Below are 20,863 nucleotides of genomic sequence, written 5' to 3'. Positions count from 1 at the left end.
GGAACTATTAAATAAAAATATATAGACAAATAAATACGATAAAGCCTCTTTGGAAAACTGCGCATTAACTCACTTCATGGAGTTGTCGGATATAGATAGTAGAAAGTTTGGTTAACACGCAGTAACTATTAAACACCAGCAAATTTATTTAATTTTTTTCTATAAAATAATAAAAATATCATAAAAAATGAATGAATTAAAAATCACACGATAATCATTCCCCGCTAATCAAATATTATATTAGTTCATAAAAAAAATATCTTTTTGAATAATATCGAACTAACGAACAATTCTTTTAAATTCATCGTATCAAATAAAAATATTCGTTGTTTTTCTCGATTCAAAAATCTAGTATTTTATCCAATTATTCCTTATTTATTATTTTTATTTCTACTATCATTTTATTATTCGTATATTTAAGTATCTTAATTATTTGGTTCATTTAGTTTGCTACTGCGTATTAACCAAACTTCTAACTACACTTTGAAATAGTTTAATGCGCAGTTTTATGCATACAAGAGTCAAACAATTTTATTTTGATCACCCTATAAATTGTAAATCAGTTTTCTGTCATTTTTAATAATTTTGTTAATAATGGTGTGTTTTACTTTCAGTATTTATTATTTAAAAAGTAACAAAAAACTTAGTTTATTATACGTACTTCAGCTTATTTAATCAAATAAAAACACTTTATCTATTATTCTTTATATTTATTTTTGTAGACTTTTAATAATTAAAACAACTAGAAAGATGGAGTTTGAGTTCCCAAAAACAATCATAGAAATTTTATCGGCTATATTAATTTTAGTTGCCTTTGAGTTAATTAATCAAAAAAGTATAAAAGGTTATTCAGTCATGGCTTTAGGGCAAATTTTGGCTACTATTGTATGCATAATGGCTTCATTATGGTTTTTATCAGTTATGCATTTCATTAACTTCTTGTTAATGGTAAGAGGATATATGAAATGGAAAAAGAGGTAATTTTTTTAAATATAACCGATTTTCATTCTTGTCTAAATTTATATTCAGAGCATTAGAATATATTTAAAAAACAAAAAACCCTTAATGGTTAACACTAGTAAAAAACAGTAAAAACCCTAATTGCGTCATATAACTTAATTCACTATCTTTGAGTATCTTATACATCTTAAATCTGCGTATTAACCAAACTTCAATCTGTACTATGAACTAAATTAATGCGCAGTTCTTATTTATAATAAACTAACCTTTTTATTTATTTTAAAATCATTTTGACCATGGTATGTATTCTTTTATTTTCTAAAAATAAAAAACACCTAAAATAGGTGTTTTATCATATTTGAACTACTCTCTATTAACTATCTTATAAAAATTTTAATAGAAAATCTATTTTATGAATTAATTAGTTTCTTGATTTTGATGTTCCTTCATGATTTTTTCATGTTCAGTTTCCATAGTTTTATGTTCCTGCTCCATATTCCTATGCTCCGCAAGCATGCTAGCATGCTCGGTCTTTAGCACTTCGTGTTCTGCTTTTACTTCTTCATCAGTCATTGTACCCTTTTCATGCTTACTCTCAATATCAGCATGCTTCTTCATCAAAACACTATGACTTTCTATAATTTTTTCATGTTTTTCAATTAAGGTTTTATGCTTTTCTTCAATTTGAATGTGAAGTGAATCCGTTTCTGGAAGAGATGTATGTTTATTCTGCCATACTTTATGTTTTTCTTTCAGAACATTATGAGATTCTTTAAATTTTGCGTGTTCTTTTTCTAAGTCAGCATGAACTGTCATTAATTCTTTATGTAATTCTACGTTGAATTTTGGTTTGCAAGAAACAACGAACACTAATAAAATAAATAACGAACTAATAGTTTTTGAAATCATAGTAATGGGTTTAGTTATGTAATCAAAAATATTGATTTAAAATTAATTTTACTAATTCATTCATCACTTATTTTACAATAAACACTAAACAATTGATTTACTTAAACAAAGCTTTTTTTTAAAATAAATAGTTATTTAACTTTTGTAAGTTATCCCTTTTAATTCAACATTAGACATACAATTCTTTTTGAAGTCATTTATTAAACTAATTCCTAGTCTCAATGATTGAAAATCACAAATAGTAGTTTTACTATTTAAAAAACAAAAATCTACTGATACACTTTCAGTAATATCACCTATTTATTATTTCGTTTTATTTATTCAAATTTGTATGAGCATTTTAAAATTTCTGCGTATTAACCAAACAGTATAATTAAGAAATTACTCTAATTAAAAGTTAATGCGCAGTTTCTTTTCTTGAACTTTTCAAACTTTGTATTTGTACGATTTAAATTGAAAATAATTCGTCTTTAATAATAAAAAAATTGAACAAACCCAAGCAACAATCTTTTTATCAATTACTTAATATTATTAAAGTTTTCCTATAAATAATAAAAGCTCCCTTAATATTAAACATAAACGATATTCCTAACCATTAATAAAAATATTTTATGTATTTTTAAAGTTCAGCTTTTACTTGTTTAAGGGGCAAGTTAAGGTTGTTAATAAATATTCTGCGTATTAACCAAACTTCTAACTATATACTATGAACTAGATTAATGCGCAGTTCCTATTTTAAAGCAAAAACAACACAAAAATAATAATCATTCGATCGATCAATAAAATCTTTTTATTATTCGCAATTGTATTTTGATTTCTTAAAAAACTTCCTTGGCTATTGCTTTTATATTACTTGACTTTCCCATTGAATAATAATGAAGTACTGGTACCCCTCCTTTAATAAGTTCTTTACTTTGTTGAATTGCCCACTCTATCCCTACTTGTCTTACTTCTTTATTACTTTGGCATGAATCAACTGCATCTACAAGCTCCTCTGGCAAATCCAACCTAAAAATCTGCGGTAAAACTTGTAAATGTTTTTTTATGGCTAAGGGCTTTATACCTGGAATAATAGGAACATTTATTCCTATTTCTCTTGCCTTTTTAACAAAATCAAAATACTTTTTATTATCGAAAAACATTTGAGTTACAACATAATCGGCTCCAGCATCTACTTTTTGTTTTAATCTTTTTAAATCTGTTGTTAAACTAGGTGACTCAAAATGCTTTTCAGGATATCCAGCGACACCAATACAGAAATCAGCCTTATAAGGTGTTTCAATAATTTCATGTAAATATTTGCCTTTATTTAAATCATTTATTTGCTCCACTAAATCACAAGCATAATTATTTCCTCCTTCTGAGGGCTTAAAATATTGTTCATCTTTCCTAGCATCACCACGAAGTGCCATAATATTATCTAACCCCAAATAATGACAATCAACTAATACATACTCTGTTTCTTCTTTTGTAAACCCTCCACATAACACATGAGGTATTGCGTCAACATTGTATTTATACTTTAGCGAAGCACAAATTCCGACGGTACCTGGACGCATTCTTGTTATTTTTTTTTCTAATAAGCCATCCTGTTTTGGTATATATATATGCTCCTCTCTTGAGGTTGTTACATCAATAAAAGGTGGCTTAAACTCCATCAATGGGTCAATATTATTATATAATTCGTCAATATTTTGGCCTTTCTGAGGAGGTACAATTTCAAAAGAAAATAAGGTTTCTCCTTTAGCATTATCTATGTGTTCTGTTACTTTCATATATGTCTCTTTATAAAGAGCTATTTTATTGGTTATGTCTATTTAAAATTCTAACTTACAAGCACTTTACCTTTAAGGAATACAAGCTTTATTTGTTAACTATTTTATTGCGCTTTATTTTATTAAAATTAATTATCTGCAATTGCAGGGTGTAACCATTTTCTTGCTTTTTCTAACGTAATATTTTTTCTAAAAGCAAAATCTCTTACCTGATCATCAACTATTTTTCCCAGGCCAAAATATGATGCTTGCTCATTTGCAAAATAATATCCCGAAACTGCAGCTGCTGGCCACATAGCTAAACTCTCTGTCAATGTTACTCCTATATTTTTTTCTACTTGCAGTAAATTCCAAATTGTCTCTTTTTCCAGATGATCTGGACAGGCTGGGTAGCCAGGGGCTGGTCGAATTCCCTTGTAAGCTTCTTTTATTAATTCTTCATTTGATAAATCTTCCTTTACCGCATATCCCCAATGTTTTGTTCTTACTCTATGATGCAAATATTCTGCAAAAGCCTCGGCAAAACGATCGGCTAAAGCTTGTGCCATTATAGCATTGTAATCATCATGGTTATTTTTATAGAATTGAGCTAACTCATCCGCTCCGAAAATAGCTGTACAAAAAGCGCCAATATAATCTTGCTTACCAGAATCTTTCGGTGCAATAAAATCAGCCAATGCGTAACTTGGTTTTCCTTCTCTTTTTTTCAACTGTTGCCTTAAACTTCTAAATACAGCTATTTGTTTTCCTTTTTTCTCGACAAGAATATCATCATCATTAATACTATTCGCTTCAAAAATCCCAAAAATTGCCTTGGGCTTCAATAATTGTTTGTCGATAATATGAGTTAACATTTCTTGAGCATCTTTAAATAAATTACTCGCATGCTCACCAACCAATTCGTCTTCTAATATATTGGGAAATTTACCATGTAAATCCCACGAACGAAAGAAAGGACTCCAATCAAAAAACATTACTAATTCCCTCAGACTTACTTGCTCTAACTTTTGAACACCTAATTCATTTGGTTTTGAAATATTAACTGAGCTCCAATCAATCTTAAATTTACGTTTTCGGGCCTCTTTTATTGATATATAATGCTTTTCTTTACCTCTTTTCAAAAATTTATTTCGAAACTCTTCATAGTCGTTTTTAAGTTTTGCTACGTAATCATTTTTGGTGTTTTTATTTAATAGATCTCCTACGACTGTTACCGCTCTTGAAGCATCATTTACATGAACCACCGCATTCTTATACTGTATATCTATTTTTACTGCTGTATGCGCCTTTGATGTTGTTGCACCTCCAATTAGCAATGGAATTTCAAAATTCTGTCGTTCCATTTCTTTCGCTAAATACACCATTTCATCTAGTGAGGGAGTAATTAAACCGCTCAAACCAATTGCATCAACATTTTCCCTTTTTGCTGTTTCTATTATTTTTTCAGGTGGTACCATTACTCCTAGATCAACAATTTCATAATTATTACATCCTAAAACAACACTTACTATATTTTTACCAATATCATGAACATCTCCCTTTACTGTAGCCATTAAAATTTTCCCTAAAGCTTTTTGTTCTTCACTTTTCTCAGCTTCTATAAAAGGGTTTAAGTAAGCAACAGCTTTCTTCATTACACGGGCAGATTTTACCACCTGTGGTAAAAACATTTTCCCTTCTCCAAATAAATCTCCAACTACATTCATGCCTGTCATAAGATGCCCTTCAATAACTAATAATGGCTTATCGACACTTTTTCGAGCTTCCTCAGCATCCTCGACAATAAAAGTATCAATTCCTTTTACTAAAGCATGAGTAATTCTATCTTGTAATGGTAATTTCCTCCACTCTAAAGCTGTGTGATCTTCTTCTTTTTTCCTTCCTTTTACTGATTCAGCAAAATCAAGTAATCTTTCTGTAGCGTCATCTCTTCTGTCTAGAATTACATCTTCTATATGCTCTAATAAATCCTTTGGAATATCATCATAGACTTCTAACATTGCAGGGTTAACAATTCCCATATTCATCCCTGCCTTTATTGAGTAATACAAAAATACAGAGTGCATAGCTTCTCTTACCGTATTATTTCCTCTAAATGAAAAGGAAACATTACTTACCCCACCACTAACACTTGCATGAGGTAAATTTTGACGAACCCAACGGGTCGCTTCAATAAAATCAATTGCATTTCTCCGATGCTCCTCCATCCCGGTGGCTACAGGAAAAATATTCAAATCGAAAATAATATCTTCAGGTGGAAAATTTACTTGATCAATTAAAACTCTATATGACCTCTCTGCAATTTCAATACGACGCTCAAAAGTATCTGCTTGTCCCACTTCATCGAATGCCATAACGATTACTGCAGCTCCATATCTTTTTATTTGTGTTGCCTCCCAAATAAACTTATCTTCTCCTTCTTTTAATGAAATTGAATTAACTACTGATTTTCCTTGAACGACTTGAAGCCCCGCTTCTATAATCTCCCATTTCGAGCTATCTATCATAATTGGCACACGAGCTATGTCTGGTTCAGAAGCAATCAAATTTAAAAAACGGATCATTGCATGCTTACCATCAATCAAACCATCATCCATGTTAATATCTATAATTTGAGCTCCACCGTCAACTTGGTGTCTCGCAATTACCAATGCTTCATCAAACTTCTCCTCCTTAATTAGTCTTAAAAATTTTCTGGATCCAGCTACATTAGTTCTTTCCCCTACATTTATAAAATTACTTTCAGGGGTTATAATTAGTGGCTCTAGCCCAGATAATTTCATATACTTACTTTCAACTTTACTCATTACACAATAATCTATTTTTTAATAAAGTACTTTTTTATTCAAAAAAGTGATCATACTACCTATTACAATCACCAAACACTTACTTCATATTATATAATCATCAATAAGCATTTTAAACATATTTTTAAGCTTTTTTCATTGATCAAGCATATTTAAATTCTCTTGGCTTGTATCTAGCAGCGACTTTGGCTATTTCCCTGATATGATCAGGAGTAGTTCCACAGCACCCTCCTATAATATTAATTAAACTTTTCTTTAAGTATTCTTCTATCTGATCAGCTGTTTCCTCTGGTGTTTCATCATATTCACCAAAGGCATTTGGTAACCCAGCATTGGGATGTGCTGAAACTGCAAACCTAGTTTTAGGAGCAATAGACTCTAAATGAGGCTGTAATAGATTTGCTCCCAAAGCACAATTAAAACCTACTGATAAAAGAGGAATATGTGAGATAGAAATAAGGAAAGCTTCTGCAGTTTGTCCAGATAGAGTTCTTCCCGAGGCATCCGTAATAGTTCCTGAAACCATAATAGGTATTTCTATTTTTCTTTGAGCTTTAATTTCTTCAATAGCAAATAGTGCCGCTTTAGCATTTAAAGTATCAAAAACTGTTTCAACCAAAAGGATGTCAGAACCGCCTTCGATAAGAGCTTCAGCCTGTTGTTTATAGGCAATACGTAATTCATCAAAAGTTACAGCTCTATAGCCAGGATCGTTAACATCGGGTGACATACTTGCTGTTCGATTGGTTGGGCCAATAGAGCCTGCTACAAACCTTGGTTTCTGAGGTTCTTTTACTGAAAATTCATCAGCTACTTCCTTGGCCAGTTTTGCCGACTGAAAATTTAGTTCGTATACTAAATCCTCCATTTGATAATCTGCCATAGCAATGGTTGTTCCTGAAAAGGTATTGGTTTCAATAATATCGGCTCCTGCAGCAAAATATTTTCTATGTACCTCTTTTACAGCCTCTGGTTGCGTAATTGACAGTAAATCATTATTACCCTTTAAAGGTATTGGATAATCCTTAAAACGTTCGCCACGAAAATCATCTTCTGTGAACTGATAGCGTTGAAGCATAGTACCCATTGCTCCATCGAGCACTAAAATTCTGTTACGTATTTCTTTAAAAATATTTGACATTCCTGACATTTTATGTTGTGTGTCATCAGGAAAAGAGAAAAGTATTTCTTTTCGTTATCTCTCTGTTTTAACAGTAGAATTTAGCACCTTCTTTGATATTCAAAGGGTTGCTAAGGTTTCAACGGGTCTAATCCCTCCACCTTTCTTGATAACACTTATTGAGTTAAATGAACTTAATTAGAGCAAATTTAATGAATTATTCTTTATAATGAAAGCTTATTGTTTAAAACAATTACAAATCAGTTAGTTTCTTAAAAGGGTAAAATCATAATTTTTTCGAATAATAAAAGATAGCACTAATATATTTTCAAATAAACATTAAAAATTCAGTATCCACCTTATTACTATTTTTTATTAAATAGTGTAATCATATAAACCTGAAGATAAATACCTATCTCCTCTGTCGCAAACAATTGCTACAATTATTCCTTTATCAATCTGGTTTGAAATTTCTAAAGCTATTTTAAGGGCTCCACCACTACTCATACCAGCCATTATACCTTCATTACGAGCCAATTTACGAGTCATTTCTATAGCTTCATCTGAACTAACTTCTGCTATTTGATCAACTTTATTTTTATCGAAAATTGTAGGCAAATATTCTGGAGACCATCTTCGAATACCAGGGATCCTTGACCCTTCTTTTGGCTGTGCTCCTATAATTTGAATATCTGGATTCTGTTCTTTTAAAAATGAAGAAACGCCCATAATCGTCCCTGTTGTTCCCATTGCAGATATAAAATGAGTTACTTCCCCTTCTGTATCTCTCCATATTTCTGGACCTGTTGTTTTATAATGCGCCTTCCAATTATCGTTATTTTCAAACTGGTTCAGCATAAAGTATCCCTTTTTATAACGAAGCTCTAAAGCTTTGTCTCTAGAACCTTCAATACCCCCTGCTGCTGAGGTTAAAATGACCTGAGCTCCATAAGATTTCATTGTTTTAATCCTTTCCTCAGTTGCATTCTCTGGCATTACTAAAACCATATTAACACCCAAAACTCTAGCCATTAATGCCAGCGCTATTCCTGTATTTCCACTAGTAGCCTCAACTAAATAATCTCCTTTTTTTATATTTTTTCTATGAATCGCTTCGGCAATCATATTATAGGCAGCTCTATCTTTGACACTCCCCCCTGGATTATTTCCCTCCAGTTTCAATAATATTTTAACATTTTTATTATTATGCAATGAGTTAATCTCTACTAGCGGTGTATTTCCAATACTATCGGTAATTGTTTTAGTTTTCATATTTTCGTATTTACCACACAAAAATCATTTGGCATATGACTTTCTAGTAGTGATTTTATATTCTGACTTATAGGTAACTATCGATCCTTGAGGAACTGATTCTGTTACACATACATTTGCTCCAATTATACTATCTGCTCCAATAGAAACATTTCCTCCTAAAATAGTTGCATTTGCATAAATAGTAACATTATTCTCGATAGTAGGGTGTCTTTTAACAGATGCTAATTCTTTTTTAACTTGTAAACCTCCCAATGTAACTCCTTGATAGATTTTAACATTATTTTTAATTATCGTTGTTTCGCCAATAACAATTCCTGTTGCGTGATCGATAAAAAATGATTCTCCTATAGTAGCTCCAGGATGAATATCTGTACCTGTTAAACTGTGCGCATATTCACTCATTATTCTTGGTAAAATAGGAATTTGCATTTTATATAGCTTATGGCTCAATCTATAGATTGCAATAGCATGAAACCCTGGATAAGCCAAATACACTTCTAATAAGCTTTTACAAGCTGGATCTGTTTTTTCAAAAATTTGAGCATCTAAATCTAATTGCTCTCTTATGTTACAAAAAGATTCTTGATAGTCTTTCCAGATATTTTCTGCATTATCGATTTGAAGCACTTCTAAAATATTTATAAAACTATCTTTTAAATGTGCTCCTTTTTTATGACAAACATCATCGAATAGAGAATAAAATAGCTGTTTTGCAAAATTTTTTATTTCGTCTTTTATTGATAAGTTATAATGTTTAAACTTCATTTTATATTTTTAGTTATACAAGAAAACCGAATTAACTTTCTGGTGCTAATTCTATTTCTAAACCTTCCAACTCATGTGTTATCTGGATTTGACATCCTAGTCTGCTATTGGACTTAACATCAAATGCTTCGGCCAACATTGCATCCTCATCATCTGTAATTTCTGGTAAATTGTGTGCTGTTTTAACATAACATTGACAAGAAGCACACATAGCCATTCCTCCACAAACACCTATTGTTCCTTCTGGAGCCAACTCATAAGAACGTACCAACTCCATTAGATTCATTGCCATATCTGTCGGCGCTAATACCTCATGCATTACACCTTCACGATCAATTATTTTTATGTTAATATCTTGTTCCATTACTCAATTGCTTTAACTACTGCTTTTGGTGCTTCTTTCTTTGTACCATCAAAACCTTGAACCCCTCCAACTGTTGTATATTTCATCACGTATTTTTTATTTGGATGTATTCTTTGATATGCGCTTTGGCACATCAAAGTAGCCTCATGAAAACCACATAAAATTAATTTCAATTTTCCTGGATATGTATTAACATCTCCAATAGCATAAATTCCAGGAATATTTGTTTGGTAATCTAATGCATTGTTTACTTTGATAGCATTTTTTTCAATCTCTAATCCCCAATTAGCTATAGGGCCTAATTTAGGTGCCAATCCGAATAATGGGATAAAATGATCCGTATCAATGATATATGGCTCTCTATCTTTTTGCTCAACAGCAACCCCAGTTACTTTATCATCTCCTAAGATTCCTTTCACCTCTGCTGGCGTAATTAAGTTTATCTTCCCTAAGTTTTTTAACTCTTGTACTTTTTCTACTGAATCGAGAGCTCCTCTAAACTCATTTCTTCTATGAATTAACGTTACTGATTTTGCTACATCTGTTAAGAAAATTGACCAATCTAATGCTGAATCACCACCGCCTGCAATCACTACATCTTTATCTCTATATAATTCAGGCTCTTTAATCATGTACTCAACTCCATTATCTTCAAACTTCTCAATATTCTCAAGTTTTGGTTTACGAGGCTCAAAACTACCTAATCCTCCAGCGATTGCTACTACTGGTGCTTGGTGCTTTGTCCCTTTATTCGTTGTTACGATAAACGTACCATCTTCTTGTTTTTCAATAGTATCAGCGCGCTCTCCTAACGTAAATCCTGGCTCAAATTGTTTAATTTGCTCCATCAAGTTCTTAGTTAAATCTCCTGCCAAGATTTCTGGGTATGCTGGAATATCGTAGATCGGTTTCTTTGGATAAATCTCAGAACACTGTCCTCCTGGTTGTGGTAATGCATCAATTAAATGACAACGTAATTTTAATAATCCTGCTTCAAAAACTGTAAATAGGCCAGTTGGACCTGCTCCGATGATTAATATATCTGTCTTTATCATTTTTCTTTATTTAACTTACTAAATGAAAATTAGTAATATTCTAATTGATTTTATCTTGATTTAAATAATTTGTTCGATTCGCTACTAAATTTTCCGTTAACTTATTTAGTTCATCTACCTTTTGTTCAAAATCTCCTTTAATCGTTTTTCTGTAATTATGTAAGTTTTTCACAAATTGATTGATATCGTCTGGAATTACTTCTTCAAAAAACTGTCTTAAACGTTTTGCTGTTGTCGGCGATTTACCGTTTGTTGAAATCGCAACTTTTACATTCTTCTTCGTTACAATTCCTCCCATATAGAAATCGCAATACGGCGGATTATCAGCTACGTTTACTAAAATAGATCGTTTTCTACAGTGCTCATATACCTTAATATTAATCTCGGGTACATCAGTAGTAGCAACTACCATATGTTTACCCTTTAAATATTTCTGATTGTATACATCATTAATTATGGCTACATTTCCTTTTTTAGCTTCTTCTAAAGTTGTTTCTCTAAAAAAAGGAGCAACCATAGTTACTTTTGCATTCGGGCTTGATTTTAACAAAAAAGAAAGTTTTTCTTCTGCTACAAATCCCCCACCAACTACTAATATTTCCAATTGTTCTACTTTTAAGAAAATTGGATACAGATTATTTCTATCTTGTTCCATTAAACTACAGCTTTTAAGGCCACCTCTTCTTGCAAATTCAATAATTGCTCTCTATGCTTTACCACGCTTCCTAAAACAATAATCGCAGGGTTACTCAATTGACTTTCGGCAACAACTTCCTCTATAGTTTCAACGGTTCCAATTCCTATTTTCTCTTGTGGAGTGGTTCCATTTTGAATAATAGCTACAGGTAATTCGTTTTTTTCTTCTTGTTTGAACAAAGCAACAATCTCAGATAGTTTTCCCATTCCCATTAACACGACTACAGTTGCATTCGATTTGGCTGCTAAAGCCACATCAGTTGATAATTTGTGTTGTTTTGTTGTTCCAGTAATTACCCAAAAACTTTCAGAATCCCCTCTTTTTGTTAAAGGAATATTTTGATAAGCTGGCACCGCCAATGACGACGATATTCCTGGAACCATTTCAACTAAAAGCCCATGTTCTGCAGCATATTCCATTTCTTCGGCACCACGACCAAAAATAAAAGGATCGCCGCCTTTCAAGCGCACTACGTGTCCGTGAGAATGACCTCTAGCAACAATTAACTCATTAATCTGTTCTTGTTGATATCGGTAACAACCTCTACGTTTTCCTACAAAAATCATTTCTGCCATTGGATTCACATGCTCTAAAAGTTCTGGATTCACCAAAGCGTCATATAAAACAACATCAGCTTGTTTCAATGTTTTTATAGCTTTCAACGTGATTAACTCAACATCTCCTGGTCCTGCTCCTACTACTGTTAATTTAGGTTGCTTACTCATTTTTACTCAATTTAAATGCAAGAAAACAATGTTAAAACAACTAAAAATCAATTGTTTAACACAATAACATCCTACTATGTTTATTTTTCTAATTCAACCTTCGCTTTTCTAAAAACATCGATTGTTGTATAGAAAGCTTTAGCTTCTTCTAAATATTTTTTTGCAAAAGCCTCAGTAGGCTCATTTTTATTTATTTGATATACCAACTCCTCAAATGCAGTTGATAATTCTACCTTATTGGTTTCAACAAATACCTTATCAAAATTGGTTATAATTCCAGCTTGAGTATTTGTTTTAGCTCCTTCAGAAGTTAACAATGCCTTTGCAGTATTAATGATCGCTGCATAAGAATGATAAATACTATCTGCCCATTGTTGTTCTTTTAAAGCTTCAATAGCATTTTCAATTTTTTCTTCACTTTCAAATAATAAAGTTGCTACTAAATCAATTACAACACCGGCACATTCTCCAACCCCTATAGCTTTTATATACTTTTCATTATGTCCCCAATCGATAAAGTCTTCATCAATTAGGTTTGAAGTATTCGATAATTCTTTTAATAAATTATAGAAATATGTTTTCCCATTTCTATCATAGTAACTTAAGAACTCTTCGTCTTCTTCTTTATTAGCTTCGAAATCATTTAATAAAATTCGTAAAGCTTCTGGACCTCTTTTACTTGGTATTTTTACAAGTTTATCAGCAAAACGACCTTGTCCGTCTCCAACAATACCACCACCGATTAACACTTGTAAAGCTGGTGCTAATAAAGCTCCTACTTTTACCGACATTCCTTGAAATCCAATATGAGCCATATTATGTTGACCACAAGCATTCATGCACCCACTAATTTTAATTGTGATATCTGTATTGTTTACGTATTGTGGATATTCTGTTTTTAAAACTCGTTCTAATTCGGCCGCAATTCCTGTGCTACTCGCAATTCCTAAATTACAGGTATCGGTACCTGGACACGCCGTGATATCAAAAAGGGTATTGTACCCAACATCTGTAAAACCAAGCTTCTTTAATTCTGCATAAAAAACGGGTAAAAACTCTTCTCTTACATGACGAATTAAAATATTTTGACGTAAAGTAAAACGTAATTCATTCGCCGCATATTTCTTGATTAAATCAGCTAATAAACGAGCTTTATCTGTGTAGAAGTCTCCTAAGTGAACTTTGATTCCTATAGCGTATAAACCTTCTTGTTTTTGTTTTAAAATATTGGTCTTTTTCCACTCGTTATATTCTTCTATATTTTCAATAACCACTGACGGAATTTCATCCGTTCCAAAAATTAATTCTTGTTCAAATTTTGAGGTATCAACTGGATATGTTTGATATGCTAAAGCTCTTTTTTCTGCTTCAACTAATGCTAAGAAACCGTCTAAACCTAAACTTTTTACTAGGAATTTTAATCTTGCTTTCGCTCGTTTTGCTCTTTCACCATGACGGTCAAAAACTCTTAATACTGCTTCAATAGTAGGAATTAATAAATCCGTTTCTAAAAACTCATACATTACATCAGCTTGACGAGGTTGAGACCCCAAACCACCAGCTAGTAAAACTTTGAATCCTTTGATTTCTTTGTCTCCTACTTTTTTAGTTTTGGCAATAAAGCCTAAATCATGCATAAAACTTAAAGCAGTATCTTCTTCTGTAGACGAGAATGACATTTTAAATTTTCTTCCCATTTCTTGACAAATTGGGTTTCTTAAGAAAAATTCAAAAGTTGCGTGTGCATATGGAGTAACATCAAAAGGTTCCTTAGGATCGATTCCTGCAGTTTCCGATGCTGTTACATTACGTACTGCGTTTCCACAGGCTTCTCTTAATGTAATATCGTCTTTTTCTAGTTGTGCCCACAATTCTGGCGTTCTATCTAAACTCACATAATGAATTTGAATATCCTGACGTGTTGTAATATGTAAGCGACCTCGAGAATACTCGTCAGAAACGTCAGCAATTCTATGAAGTTGCTCACTTGTTACTTTACCATACGGTAATTTAATACGTATCATTTGAACGCCTAATTGACGCTGTCCGTATACTCCACGAGCTAGCCGTAAACTTCTAAATCGCTCTTCATCAATTTGACCTTCTTTAAATAAACGAATCTTGCGTTCTAATTCTAGAATGTCTTTTTCTACAACTGGGTTTTCTATTTCTGATCTAAAACTCTGCATGATTTTTATTAGTTTTCTTTGAAAAATTATTAGTTCTCAAAGTATTTTAATTACAAGTTAATAGCTAATTATATTCTGTAATTTGAAATTAAATTTTATTATTCTTTATGGTTTCTAGGACAAAGGCTATTGATGTAGAAAGCTTTGTTTTACTAATAAATCTTCTTCCGTCTCTACATTATTTTCATCTGGCACACAGCAATCAACTGGACAAACTGCCGCACATTGTGGTTCTTCATGAAATCCTTTACACTCTGTACATTTATCAGCAACGATAAAATAATACTCATCTGAAATTGGCATCTGAGCCTCATTTGCATCAACTTCCTTACCTCCAGGGAACTCCACATTTCCACTTAAGGAAGTCCCTTCACTATAGTTCCAATCTACGGCTCCTTCGTAAATTGCTGTGTTTGGGCATTCGGGTTCGCACGCCCCACAGTTTATACATTCATCGGTTATTATAATTGCCATAGATCACTCGTTTAATTAATAAAACCAACCCCTGCTGTGTTATTAGTTTTTGGGTTTACTAAAATAAATGCTCCGTTAGCTTTATTACTTTTATAACTATCGATAAATAGTTGTTTGCTTACTTTTAGCGAAACTTCTCCAATTTCATTTAAGGTTAATTGATCAGAAGACCCTTTCTTTCCTGAAAAATCAGTTTCAATAGTTGATGAAATATTTATAATTTTTACTTGAGCATCGTTAACTCCATGTTTGATGTAATACTTCTCTGACACTTGTAAAGGTGTTTTATCCATCCAACAAATTGTTGCATCCAATTGCTTCACTACCTTTGGCTCTTCACCTGCCTTTACAATCATATCACCTCTACTAATATTTACATCATCTTCTAAAGTTATACTTACTGAACTTCCTCTTTTTGCTACTTCATATTCTTTATCAAAGAAATGAATACTTTTAACTTTAGAATTTATTGCTGATGGTAAGATGGTTACCTCATCACCTATCGCTAAATCACCTCCGTATAATTTACCTGCATATCCTCTAAAATCATGATACTCCTCTGTTTTAGGCCTGATCACATTTTGTACCGGAAAACGCACTTGAGAAGCTTCTTGAACATCTTCTGGATTTAAATTTTCAAGATGATCTAATAAACTTGGCCCATTATACCAATCAATTCTATCGGATCTATCCACGACATTATCTCCATGTAATGCTGAAATTGGTATGAATGTTATATTTTGATTTTGGTACTCACTTTTGCTTGCTAAATACTCAATTTCTCCTTTTATTTGATCAAATTTCTCTTTCGAAAAATCTACTAAGTCCATTTTATTTACCGCTACAACTACATCTTTCACTCTTAAAAGATTATTAATAGAGAAGTGTCTGTAAGTTTGTTCTACAACTCCGTTTCTAGCATCTACTAAAATAATTGAAGCTTGTGAATTTGAAGCCCCTGTAACCATATTTCTAGTGTATTCAATATGCCCAGGAGTATCAGCAATAATAAAACTAGTTTTTGGAGTAGAAAAGTAGATATGAGCCACATCAATCGTAATTCCTTGTTCTCTCTCAGCTACCAATCCATCTGTTGCCAGTGAAAAATCTAAATAATCGAACCCTTTTTGTCTACTTTTTTCTTCAATTGCTTCTAATTTATCATCTGTTAAAGATTTCGTATCATAGAGAATTCGTCCTATCAACGTACTTTTTCCGTCATCTACGCTTCCAGCCGTTGCTATTTTCAATACATTCATTGCCTTTGTTTCTGTTTTTAGTTACGTTTTATTTTTTTAGAAATATCCTTGTTGCTTTCTCTTCTCCATTGCTGCTTCAGACCTTTTATCGTCGATTCTTGCACCTCTTTCGGATATTGTTGATACTCTTATTTCATCAACTATTGTATCAATATCAGTTGCTACCGATAATACTGCTGCTGTACAACTCATATCGCCAACCGTTCTAAAACGCACCATACGTTCTTCTACTTTTTCATCGTCTTCTCTATAGACTACTTCGTCGTTAGCAGACCAAATAAGTCCGTCTCTAACAAAAGTTTCTCTATTGTGAGCAAAATAGATTGAAGGTATTTCAATTCTTTCTTGCTGTATATACGACCAAACGTCTAATTCTGTCCAATTAGAAATTGGAAAAACTCTAACGTTTTGTCCCAAATCAATACGTCCATTTAACATATCAAATAATTCAGGGCGTTGATTTTTTTCATCCCATTGACCGAAATCATCTCTAACTGAGAAAATACGTTCTTTCGCTCTTGCTTTTTCTTCGTCCCTTCTTGCTCCTCCAATACAAGCATCAAAACCAAATTCATCAATAGCATCTAAAAGAGTTTCTGTTTGTAACATATTTCTACTAGCGTACTTTCCTGTTTCCTCTTTTACCTTTCCTGCATCAATGTTATCTTGAACATTTCTTACGATTAACTCTACTCCAAGCTCATCAACTAAACGATCTCTGAACTCGATCGTTTCAGGGAAATTGTGTCCTGTATCGATGTGCATTAATGGGAAAGGAATTTTACCGGGATAAAACGCTTTTTGAGCAAGTCTCACCAGTGTTATACTATCCTTCCCTCCTGAAAACAATAATACTGGTTTTTCAAATTGAGCGACTACTTCCCTTAATATATATATAGCTTCACTTTCTAAGGCTCCTACTCTAATTTCTTTCGTATTCATCTTCCTAATCTATTTTTTAAACATGCAAACCGCACTCTCTATTATTCTCTACTTTTGTTGGATCGAAATATTTGAACTCGTTTGGAATGTCAAATTTTTCTAAATACTCATCTAATTCTTCATCTGAAAAATTATAAAAAGGACTTACTTTAATTACGCCATCCTTACTTTGTGAAACAACATCAATACTATCTCTAAAAACTGTTTGCCCTTTTCTTAAATTAGTGAACCAAATTTTTGGTTTATGCTCTTGCATCGCTCTTTTAAAAGGCTCTAGTTTCACTTGCTCCGTAAATAAAGCATGGTTAGGATCATCAACAGTTGGTAATCCTAAGATTACATTTCTATGCGCTACCGTTTGCTTTGGAACATATAACTGTACGTTTAATTGTAACTTGTGTATTAGCTCCTCAGCGTGTTTGTATGTTTGAGGAGTATTGTAACCCGTATCACACCAGATAACCTCAATATCATTATTTAATGAAGTAACTAAATGTAGAATAGCACCTTCATAAGGTCTAAAGTTTGTAGTAATCACAGGTTTTAGCCCCATATCCAAAGCCCACTTCACAACCTCTTTAGGTGTTTTGTTTTTTAATTGTTCGTTTACTGCTTTTAAATCGATCGTTTCTAAATTCATTTTTTACCCCATTTTATACTATTCCAAACTCTCTCATGAAAAAAATATAAGAGCATTTTTGTTACTAATTCTATTCCTCCAATAGATAAAGCTGTTTTTACTTGTCCTGTAATTATCCAAGAAATCAAAATCGTATCGAGGGTTCCTACAGTTCTCCAACTAATTGATTTTACAACACTTCTAATTGGTTTTTCGGACTTCTTATCCGTCTTATAATTTGTTTTATCTTCTATTGTTTGTTCTAAAATCATTTAATTTTACCTTTTACCCTATCGGAATAGTAGGTTTTAAGTTGACAAATATAAAAACTCTTCTTTAATTTGAAAGAAAAAAATAAAAAATTAACAATTAGATAAGATTAGAATAAAATTTAGACTAGATCAGCCAACGTAGTATTTCGAAGAACATTCAGCGTATTATCACGTACTTGAATCATTAACTTGTGTACAGAGCAAGTTTCCTCATCTGGACAATCATCGCATTTTTCATAGAAATTTAAACTTACACATGGAACCATGGCAATTGGACCTTCTAGAGTCCGAATAACATCTGTCATTTTAACGTCTCCAGAATTCTTTAACAAATAATAGCCACCTCCTTTTCCTTTTTTAGCCCCTAAAATTCCAGACTTTCTAAGGGTCAGTAGTATACTTTCTAAAAACTTATGTGATATATTTTCTTGTTGAGATATCGTCGCTATTTGAACTTTTACTCCTTTTTCTTGCCTTGCAATAAAAGTAAGTGCCTTAATCCCATATTTAGTTTTCTTTGAAAGCATGCTACAAATATAAAATTTTTAAGCTTTCAAATAATTTAGATTATTTCAAATTATAAATAAATTGTTCGTCTCTCAATTGTCATTAATAATCAATTTTCAACTAAAATTAATAGAGTTTATTAGCGATACTATTCTGAAATATATACTTAAGAAGTATTCTATTTGTAGCATGCTTTCAAACACATATTAATTCTAAAACACTAAATCTTTAAAGTAAATCATTTTTAGAATTAAATTAAAAAATAGAAACATATTTTTTTAGAAAGTTTAAACTAAAAAAGAATATTTTAATTAGAAATTAAAACCATAAGCCTTATTGTTCTTTGCAAAAGGCTTATGAATTATAAGATATATTTCATAAAGCTAACTTTGATCCAAATATGATTACTTATTTAATAAGTATCAAATTTTATTATTTATTCGTTATCTCTTCAAGAAATATTTTTTTAATTACACACCTATCACCTTTTTTGGTTTAGAGATCTATTTTCTTTAAAACAATGACTTCATCATTTCTCCCAAACTATCATATTCTTTAAATAATACATCAAGAAAAACCTTCTTATTCTTTTCTTTATTCATCAAAGTAGCTCTATCTGATATTCTATAATTCCTGAATGTTTTAAGATAGTTATTCAAATGTTTTTTTAAAGATTTGTCTATCGATAAATGATTTGTGTTTTTCATTTTTTAACTCTATAGAGTCTCATTTAATTTAACTTTATGCCTATTTAATAAAGCCTTAGCAATTCCTACATTAGCTTTCTTTGAATCAATTGCTAGATAAATAAAATAACTTCCGCTCGGTGCGATATTGATAATATGTACCTGAGATGACAATGTAATCGTAATGTCTTCTATGTTTTCATTTAAACCTAAAGCTTCAATCGCCTTTAACTTTGCCTTTACTACCTCTAAATTGTAAGCAGAAGCTAAATCTGGGTCAAATTCTTTATTAGCTGTGTAAGAATCGTAAGCTTCACCTGAAGATACATCTGTAATTGATACTGCGATAAACCCATCTATTACTTTTAAATTTGTAATTAGGTCATTTAAAATTTCTTTCATATTTAAAAGATTGAATTAATAAAATTTTTTATTGTTATGCTGAAACTATTTTTCGTAATGTTAGTTTCATAAAATTAGCATTTGAAAGATCTTTAGTTATCAAACAAATAAATTGATCTTTACTTATTTTTTCAATAATTATAAATCCACTTTTCGAAGCTAAAGAAATAGCGTTAGTATCATCTCCTATCTTTGTTTCCATTGTATCTTGAAGAAGTTCATTTGACATCGTTACAATTACCCCTATCATTGCTGAAACATTATTTTCATTTGATACTTTATATGAATCTAACATATGACCTTCAGAATCGAAAATAAGCCCTGATTCTGCTTGTGACTTCTCTACTATAGAAGTAAGATCTAATTTTCCCATTATAATATTATAGAATGTTATTTGTTAAAAAATAAAAATTAGCTACCTATACCTTTTATAAGTTGAAATTATCGTTATAAGATATTTCTTTTACCTTCTATTTAAGAATAAAAAGAGAATAATAGCTATGATAATTCTTAAATTATCCCTCTTTACATAAAGAAAAAAATCATACTTTTTTTAGATATTTCAACTATAATAAAGCGTTAATTATAGCATCAAAAATTTATTATCCCTTTATCAAGAGAATTATATTTATTGTTTTGACAAAAGTACTTTTAGTCCGTTGTTAAAAACAATATGAAGTATTTACAATGTAATGTTTGGAAAAAAAAAGAAACGATGTGTCTAAAAAAAGAATAAATAATTAAAAATAAGTTCAAGGTTGCATCAAAAAACTGTTTAGAAGATTTATAGCCTAATAATAGTTAAAAATGAATTATTAGTACTATATAAGAGGTAAATAATATTAATTTTACATGCATTATATTTTTAACTGAACTATTTGAAAATCTATAAAATCACAAAAAACGAAAGGAGATTAATAAAACATTTCGGAATGAATTTTATGAAGCTTATAAAATAGAAATGAAAACAGTCATACTTTATTCAGAAAATCATATTACATTCATTGTAATTAAAATTATCTACTATGTATACCAAGTAGATTTTAAAAATACATTAACTA

At 31.3% G+C, this 20,863-nt stretch carries 21 protein-coding genes and 1 riboswitch; of the genes, 1 reads left to right on the top strand and 20 read right to left on the bottom strand.

Annotated elements, in window-relative coordinates:
* The first annotated feature begins 750 nt into the window (after positions 1–750).
* Positions 751–981 (top strand): hypothetical protein, encoded by a 231-nt coding sequence (locus tag ACSIGE_RS12725; protein WP_440880250.1) that lies wholly within the window; start codon positions 751–753, stop codon positions 979–981.
* A gap of 396 nt (positions 982–1,377) precedes the next feature.
* On the opposite strand, the gene ACSIGE_RS12720 is transcribed toward ACSIGE_RS12725, so the two are convergent.
* From ACSIGE_RS12720 to ACSIGE_RS12625, 20 genes are all read right to left on the bottom strand, one after another.
* A complete protein-coding gene (locus ACSIGE_RS12720) occupies positions 1,378–1,869 on the bottom strand; it encodes a hypothetical protein (RefSeq protein WP_440880249.1) in 492 nt (163 codons plus the stop codon).
* An 818-nt stretch (positions 1,870–2,687) separates the two neighbouring features.
* Complete coding sequence (gene metF / locus ACSIGE_RS12715) at positions 2,688–3,644, bottom strand: methylenetetrahydrofolate reductase [NAD(P)H] (protein WP_440880248.1); 957 nt, start codon at positions 3,642–3,644, stop codon at positions 2,688–2,690.
* A gap of 128 nt (positions 3,645–3,772) precedes the next feature.
* Positions 3,773–6,451, bottom strand: a complete 2,679-nt coding sequence (gene metH / locus ACSIGE_RS12710; RefSeq protein WP_440880247.1) for a methionine synthase — start codon at positions 6,449–6,451, stop codon at positions 3,773–3,775.
* A 142-nt stretch (positions 6,452–6,593) separates the two neighbouring features.
* Positions 6,594–7,592: a homocysteine S-methyltransferase family protein gene (locus ACSIGE_RS12705; protein ID WP_440880246.1), complete on the bottom strand. Its 999-nt coding sequence runs from the start codon at positions 7,590–7,592 to the stop codon at positions 6,594–6,596.
* 51 nt (positions 7,593–7,643) lie between these two features.
* A riboswitch (SAM riboswitch) is annotated at positions 7,644–7,747 on the bottom strand.
* A gap of 199 nt (positions 7,748–7,946) precedes the next feature.
* Positions 7,947–8,843 carry a cysteine synthase CysM gene (gene cysM, locus ACSIGE_RS12700; protein ID WP_440880245.1) on the bottom strand — a complete coding sequence of 299 codons (897 nt, stop codon included), beginning with the start codon at positions 8,841–8,843 and terminating at the stop codon, positions 7,947–7,949.
* Between the two features lie 24 nt (positions 8,844–8,867).
* On the bottom strand, positions 8,868–9,611 hold the full coding sequence (epsC, locus tag ACSIGE_RS12695) for a serine O-acetyltransferase EpsC (RefSeq protein WP_440880244.1): 744 nt from the start codon (positions 9,609–9,611) through the stop codon (positions 8,868–8,870).
* 31 nt (positions 9,612–9,642) lie between these two features.
* The gene (locus ACSIGE_RS12690; protein ID WP_440880243.1) at positions 9,643–9,975 is read right to left on the bottom strand and encodes a ferredoxin; all 333 of its coding nucleotides are present in this window, start codon (positions 9,973–9,975) and stop codon (positions 9,643–9,645) included.
* Positions 9,975–11,030, bottom strand: coding sequence for an NAD(P)/FAD-dependent oxidoreductase (locus ACSIGE_RS12685; protein ID WP_440880242.1), 1,056 nt, complete (start codon positions 11,028–11,030; stop codon positions 9,975–9,977). The genes ACSIGE_RS12690 and ACSIGE_RS12685 overlap by 1 nt, the downstream gene beginning before the upstream one ends.
* 40 nt (positions 11,031–11,070) lie before the next feature.
* Complete coding sequence (locus tag ACSIGE_RS12680; protein WP_440880241.1) at positions 11,071–11,685, bottom strand: precorrin-2 dehydrogenase/sirohydrochlorin ferrochelatase family protein; 615 nt, start codon at positions 11,683–11,685, stop codon at positions 11,071–11,073.
* Positions 11,685–12,452 carry a uroporphyrinogen-III C-methyltransferase gene (gene cobA / locus ACSIGE_RS12675; RefSeq protein ID WP_440880240.1) on the bottom strand — a complete coding sequence of 256 codons (768 nt, stop codon included), beginning with the start codon at positions 12,450–12,452 and terminating at the stop codon, positions 11,685–11,687. Before cobA ends, ACSIGE_RS12680 begins: the two co-directional genes overlap by 1 nt.
* 80 nt (positions 12,453–12,532) lie before the next feature.
* Positions 12,533–14,641, bottom strand: a complete 2,109-nt coding sequence (locus tag ACSIGE_RS12670) for a nitrite reductase (protein WP_440880239.1) — start codon at positions 14,639–14,641, stop codon at positions 12,533–12,535.
* Between the two features lie 126 nt (positions 14,642–14,767).
* Positions 14,768–15,115 (bottom strand): 4Fe-4S dicluster domain-containing protein, encoded by a 348-nt coding sequence (locus ACSIGE_RS12665; RefSeq protein WP_440880238.1) that lies wholly within the window; start codon positions 15,113–15,115, stop codon positions 14,768–14,770.
* Positions 15,116–15,126: 11 nt separating this feature from the next.
* Entirely contained in the window at positions 15,127–16,374 is a 1,248-nt protein-coding gene (locus ACSIGE_RS12660; RefSeq protein WP_440880237.1) for a sulfate adenylyltransferase subunit 1, read from the bottom strand.
* A 36-nt stretch (positions 16,375–16,410) separates the two neighbouring features.
* A complete protein-coding gene (cysD, locus tag ACSIGE_RS12655; protein WP_440880236.1) occupies positions 16,411–17,316 on the bottom strand; it encodes a sulfate adenylyltransferase subunit CysD in 906 nt (301 codons plus the stop codon).
* A 16-nt stretch (positions 17,317–17,332) separates the two neighbouring features.
* On the bottom strand, positions 17,333–17,956 hold the full coding sequence (locus ACSIGE_RS12650; protein ID WP_440880235.1) for a phosphoadenosine phosphosulfate reductase domain-containing protein: 624 nt from the start codon (positions 17,954–17,956) through the stop codon (positions 17,333–17,335).
* A complete protein-coding gene (locus ACSIGE_RS12645; protein WP_440880234.1) occupies positions 17,953–18,207 on the bottom strand; it encodes a DUF2061 domain-containing protein in 255 nt (84 codons plus the stop codon). The genes ACSIGE_RS12650 and ACSIGE_RS12645 overlap by 4 nt, the downstream gene beginning before the upstream one ends.
* A 119-nt stretch (positions 18,208–18,326) precedes the next feature.
* On the bottom strand, positions 18,327–18,734 hold the full coding sequence (locus tag ACSIGE_RS12640) for an RrF2 family transcriptional regulator (RefSeq protein WP_440880233.1): 408 nt from the start codon (positions 18,732–18,734) through the stop codon (positions 18,327–18,329).
* Positions 18,735–19,226: 492 nt separating this feature from the next.
* Positions 19,227–19,421: a hypothetical protein gene (locus ACSIGE_RS12635; RefSeq protein ID WP_440880232.1), complete on the bottom strand. Its 195-nt coding sequence runs from the start codon at positions 19,419–19,421 to the stop codon at positions 19,227–19,229.
* Positions 19,422–19,430: 9 nt separating this feature from the next.
* Positions 19,431–19,802, bottom strand: coding sequence for a hypothetical protein (locus tag ACSIGE_RS12630; protein ID WP_440880231.1), 372 nt, complete (start codon positions 19,800–19,802; stop codon positions 19,431–19,433).
* A gap of 34 nt (positions 19,803–19,836) precedes the next feature.
* Positions 19,837–20,175, bottom strand: coding sequence for a hypothetical protein (locus tag ACSIGE_RS12625; RefSeq protein WP_440880230.1), 339 nt, complete (start codon positions 20,173–20,175; stop codon positions 19,837–19,839).
* Between the last annotated feature and the right edge of the window lie 688 nt (positions 20,176–20,863).

Origin of the sequence: Tenacibaculum profundi, from assembly GCF_052050075.1 — a bacterium.
Lineage (GTDB): Bacteria > Bacteroidota > Bacteroidia > Flavobacteriales > Flavobacteriaceae > Polaribacter.
This window is presented reverse-complemented; position numbering and strand designations above follow the sequence as displayed.

Coding starts and splice junctions, on each gene's coding strand:
- ACSIGE_RS12725 (WP_440880250.1), top strand. CDS start 751: ATGGAGTTTGAGTTCCCAAAAACAATCATAGAAATTTTATCGGCTATA.
- ACSIGE_RS12720 (WP_440880249.1), bottom strand. CDS start 1,869: ATGATTTCAAAAACTATTAGTTCGTTATTTATTTTATTAGTGTTCGTT.
- metF (WP_440880248.1), bottom strand. CDS start 3,644: ATGAAAGTAACAGAACACATAGATAATGCTAAAGGAGAAACCTTATTT.
- metH (WP_440880247.1), bottom strand. CDS start 6,451: ATGAGTAAAGTTGAAAGTAAGTATATGAAATTATCTGGGCTAGAGCCA.
- ACSIGE_RS12705 (WP_440880246.1), bottom strand. CDS start 7,592: ATGTCAAATATTTTTAAAGAAATACGTAACAGAATTTTAGTGCTCGAT.
- cysM (WP_440880245.1), bottom strand. CDS start 8,843: ATGAAAACTAAAACAATTACCGATAGTATTGGAAATACACCGCTAGTA.
- epsC (WP_440880244.1), bottom strand. CDS start 9,611: ATGAAGTTTAAACATTATAACTTATCAATAAAAGACGAAATAAAAAAT.
- ACSIGE_RS12690 (WP_440880243.1), bottom strand. CDS start 9,975: ATGGAACAAGATATTAACATAAAAATAATTGATCGTGAAGGTGTAATG.
- ACSIGE_RS12685 (WP_440880242.1), bottom strand. CDS start 11,030: ATGATAAAGACAGATATATTAATCATCGGAGCAGGTCCAACTGGCCTA.
- ACSIGE_RS12680 (WP_440880241.1), bottom strand. CDS start 11,685: ATGGAACAAGATAGAAATAATCTGTATCCAATTTTCTTAAAAGTAGAA.
- cobA (WP_440880240.1), bottom strand. CDS start 12,452: ATGAGTAAGCAACCTAAATTAACAGTAGTAGGAGCAGGACCAGGAGAT.
- ACSIGE_RS12670 (WP_440880239.1), bottom strand. CDS start 14,641: ATGCAGAGTTTTAGATCAGAAATAGAAAACCCAGTTGTAGAAAAAGAC.
- ACSIGE_RS12665 (WP_440880238.1), bottom strand. CDS start 15,115: ATGGCAATTATAATAACCGATGAATGTATAAACTGTGGGGCGTGCGAA.
- ACSIGE_RS12660 (WP_440880237.1), bottom strand. CDS start 16,374: ATGAATGTATTGAAAATAGCAACGGCTGGAAGCGTAGATGACGGAAAA.
- cysD (WP_440880236.1), bottom strand. CDS start 17,316: ATGAATACGAAAGAAATTAGAGTAGGAGCCTTAGAAAGTGAAGCTATA.
- ACSIGE_RS12650 (WP_440880235.1), bottom strand. CDS start 17,956: ATGAATTTAGAAACGATCGATTTAAAAGCAGTAAACGAACAATTAAAA.
- ACSIGE_RS12645 (WP_440880234.1), bottom strand. CDS start 18,207: ATGATTTTAGAACAAACAATAGAAGATAAAACAAATTATAAGACGGAT.
- ACSIGE_RS12640 (WP_440880233.1), bottom strand. CDS start 18,734: ATGCTTTCAAAGAAAACTAAATATGGGATTAAGGCACTTACTTTTATT.
- ACSIGE_RS12635 (WP_440880232.1), bottom strand. CDS start 19,421: ATGAAAAACACAAATCATTTATCGATAGACAAATCTTTAAAAAAACAT.
- ACSIGE_RS12630 (WP_440880231.1), bottom strand. CDS start 19,802: ATGAAAGAAATTTTAAATGACCTAATTACAAATTTAAAAGTAATAGAT.
- ACSIGE_RS12625 (WP_440880230.1), bottom strand. CDS start 20,175: ATGGGAAAATTAGATCTTACTTCTATAGTAGAGAAGTCACAAGCAGAA.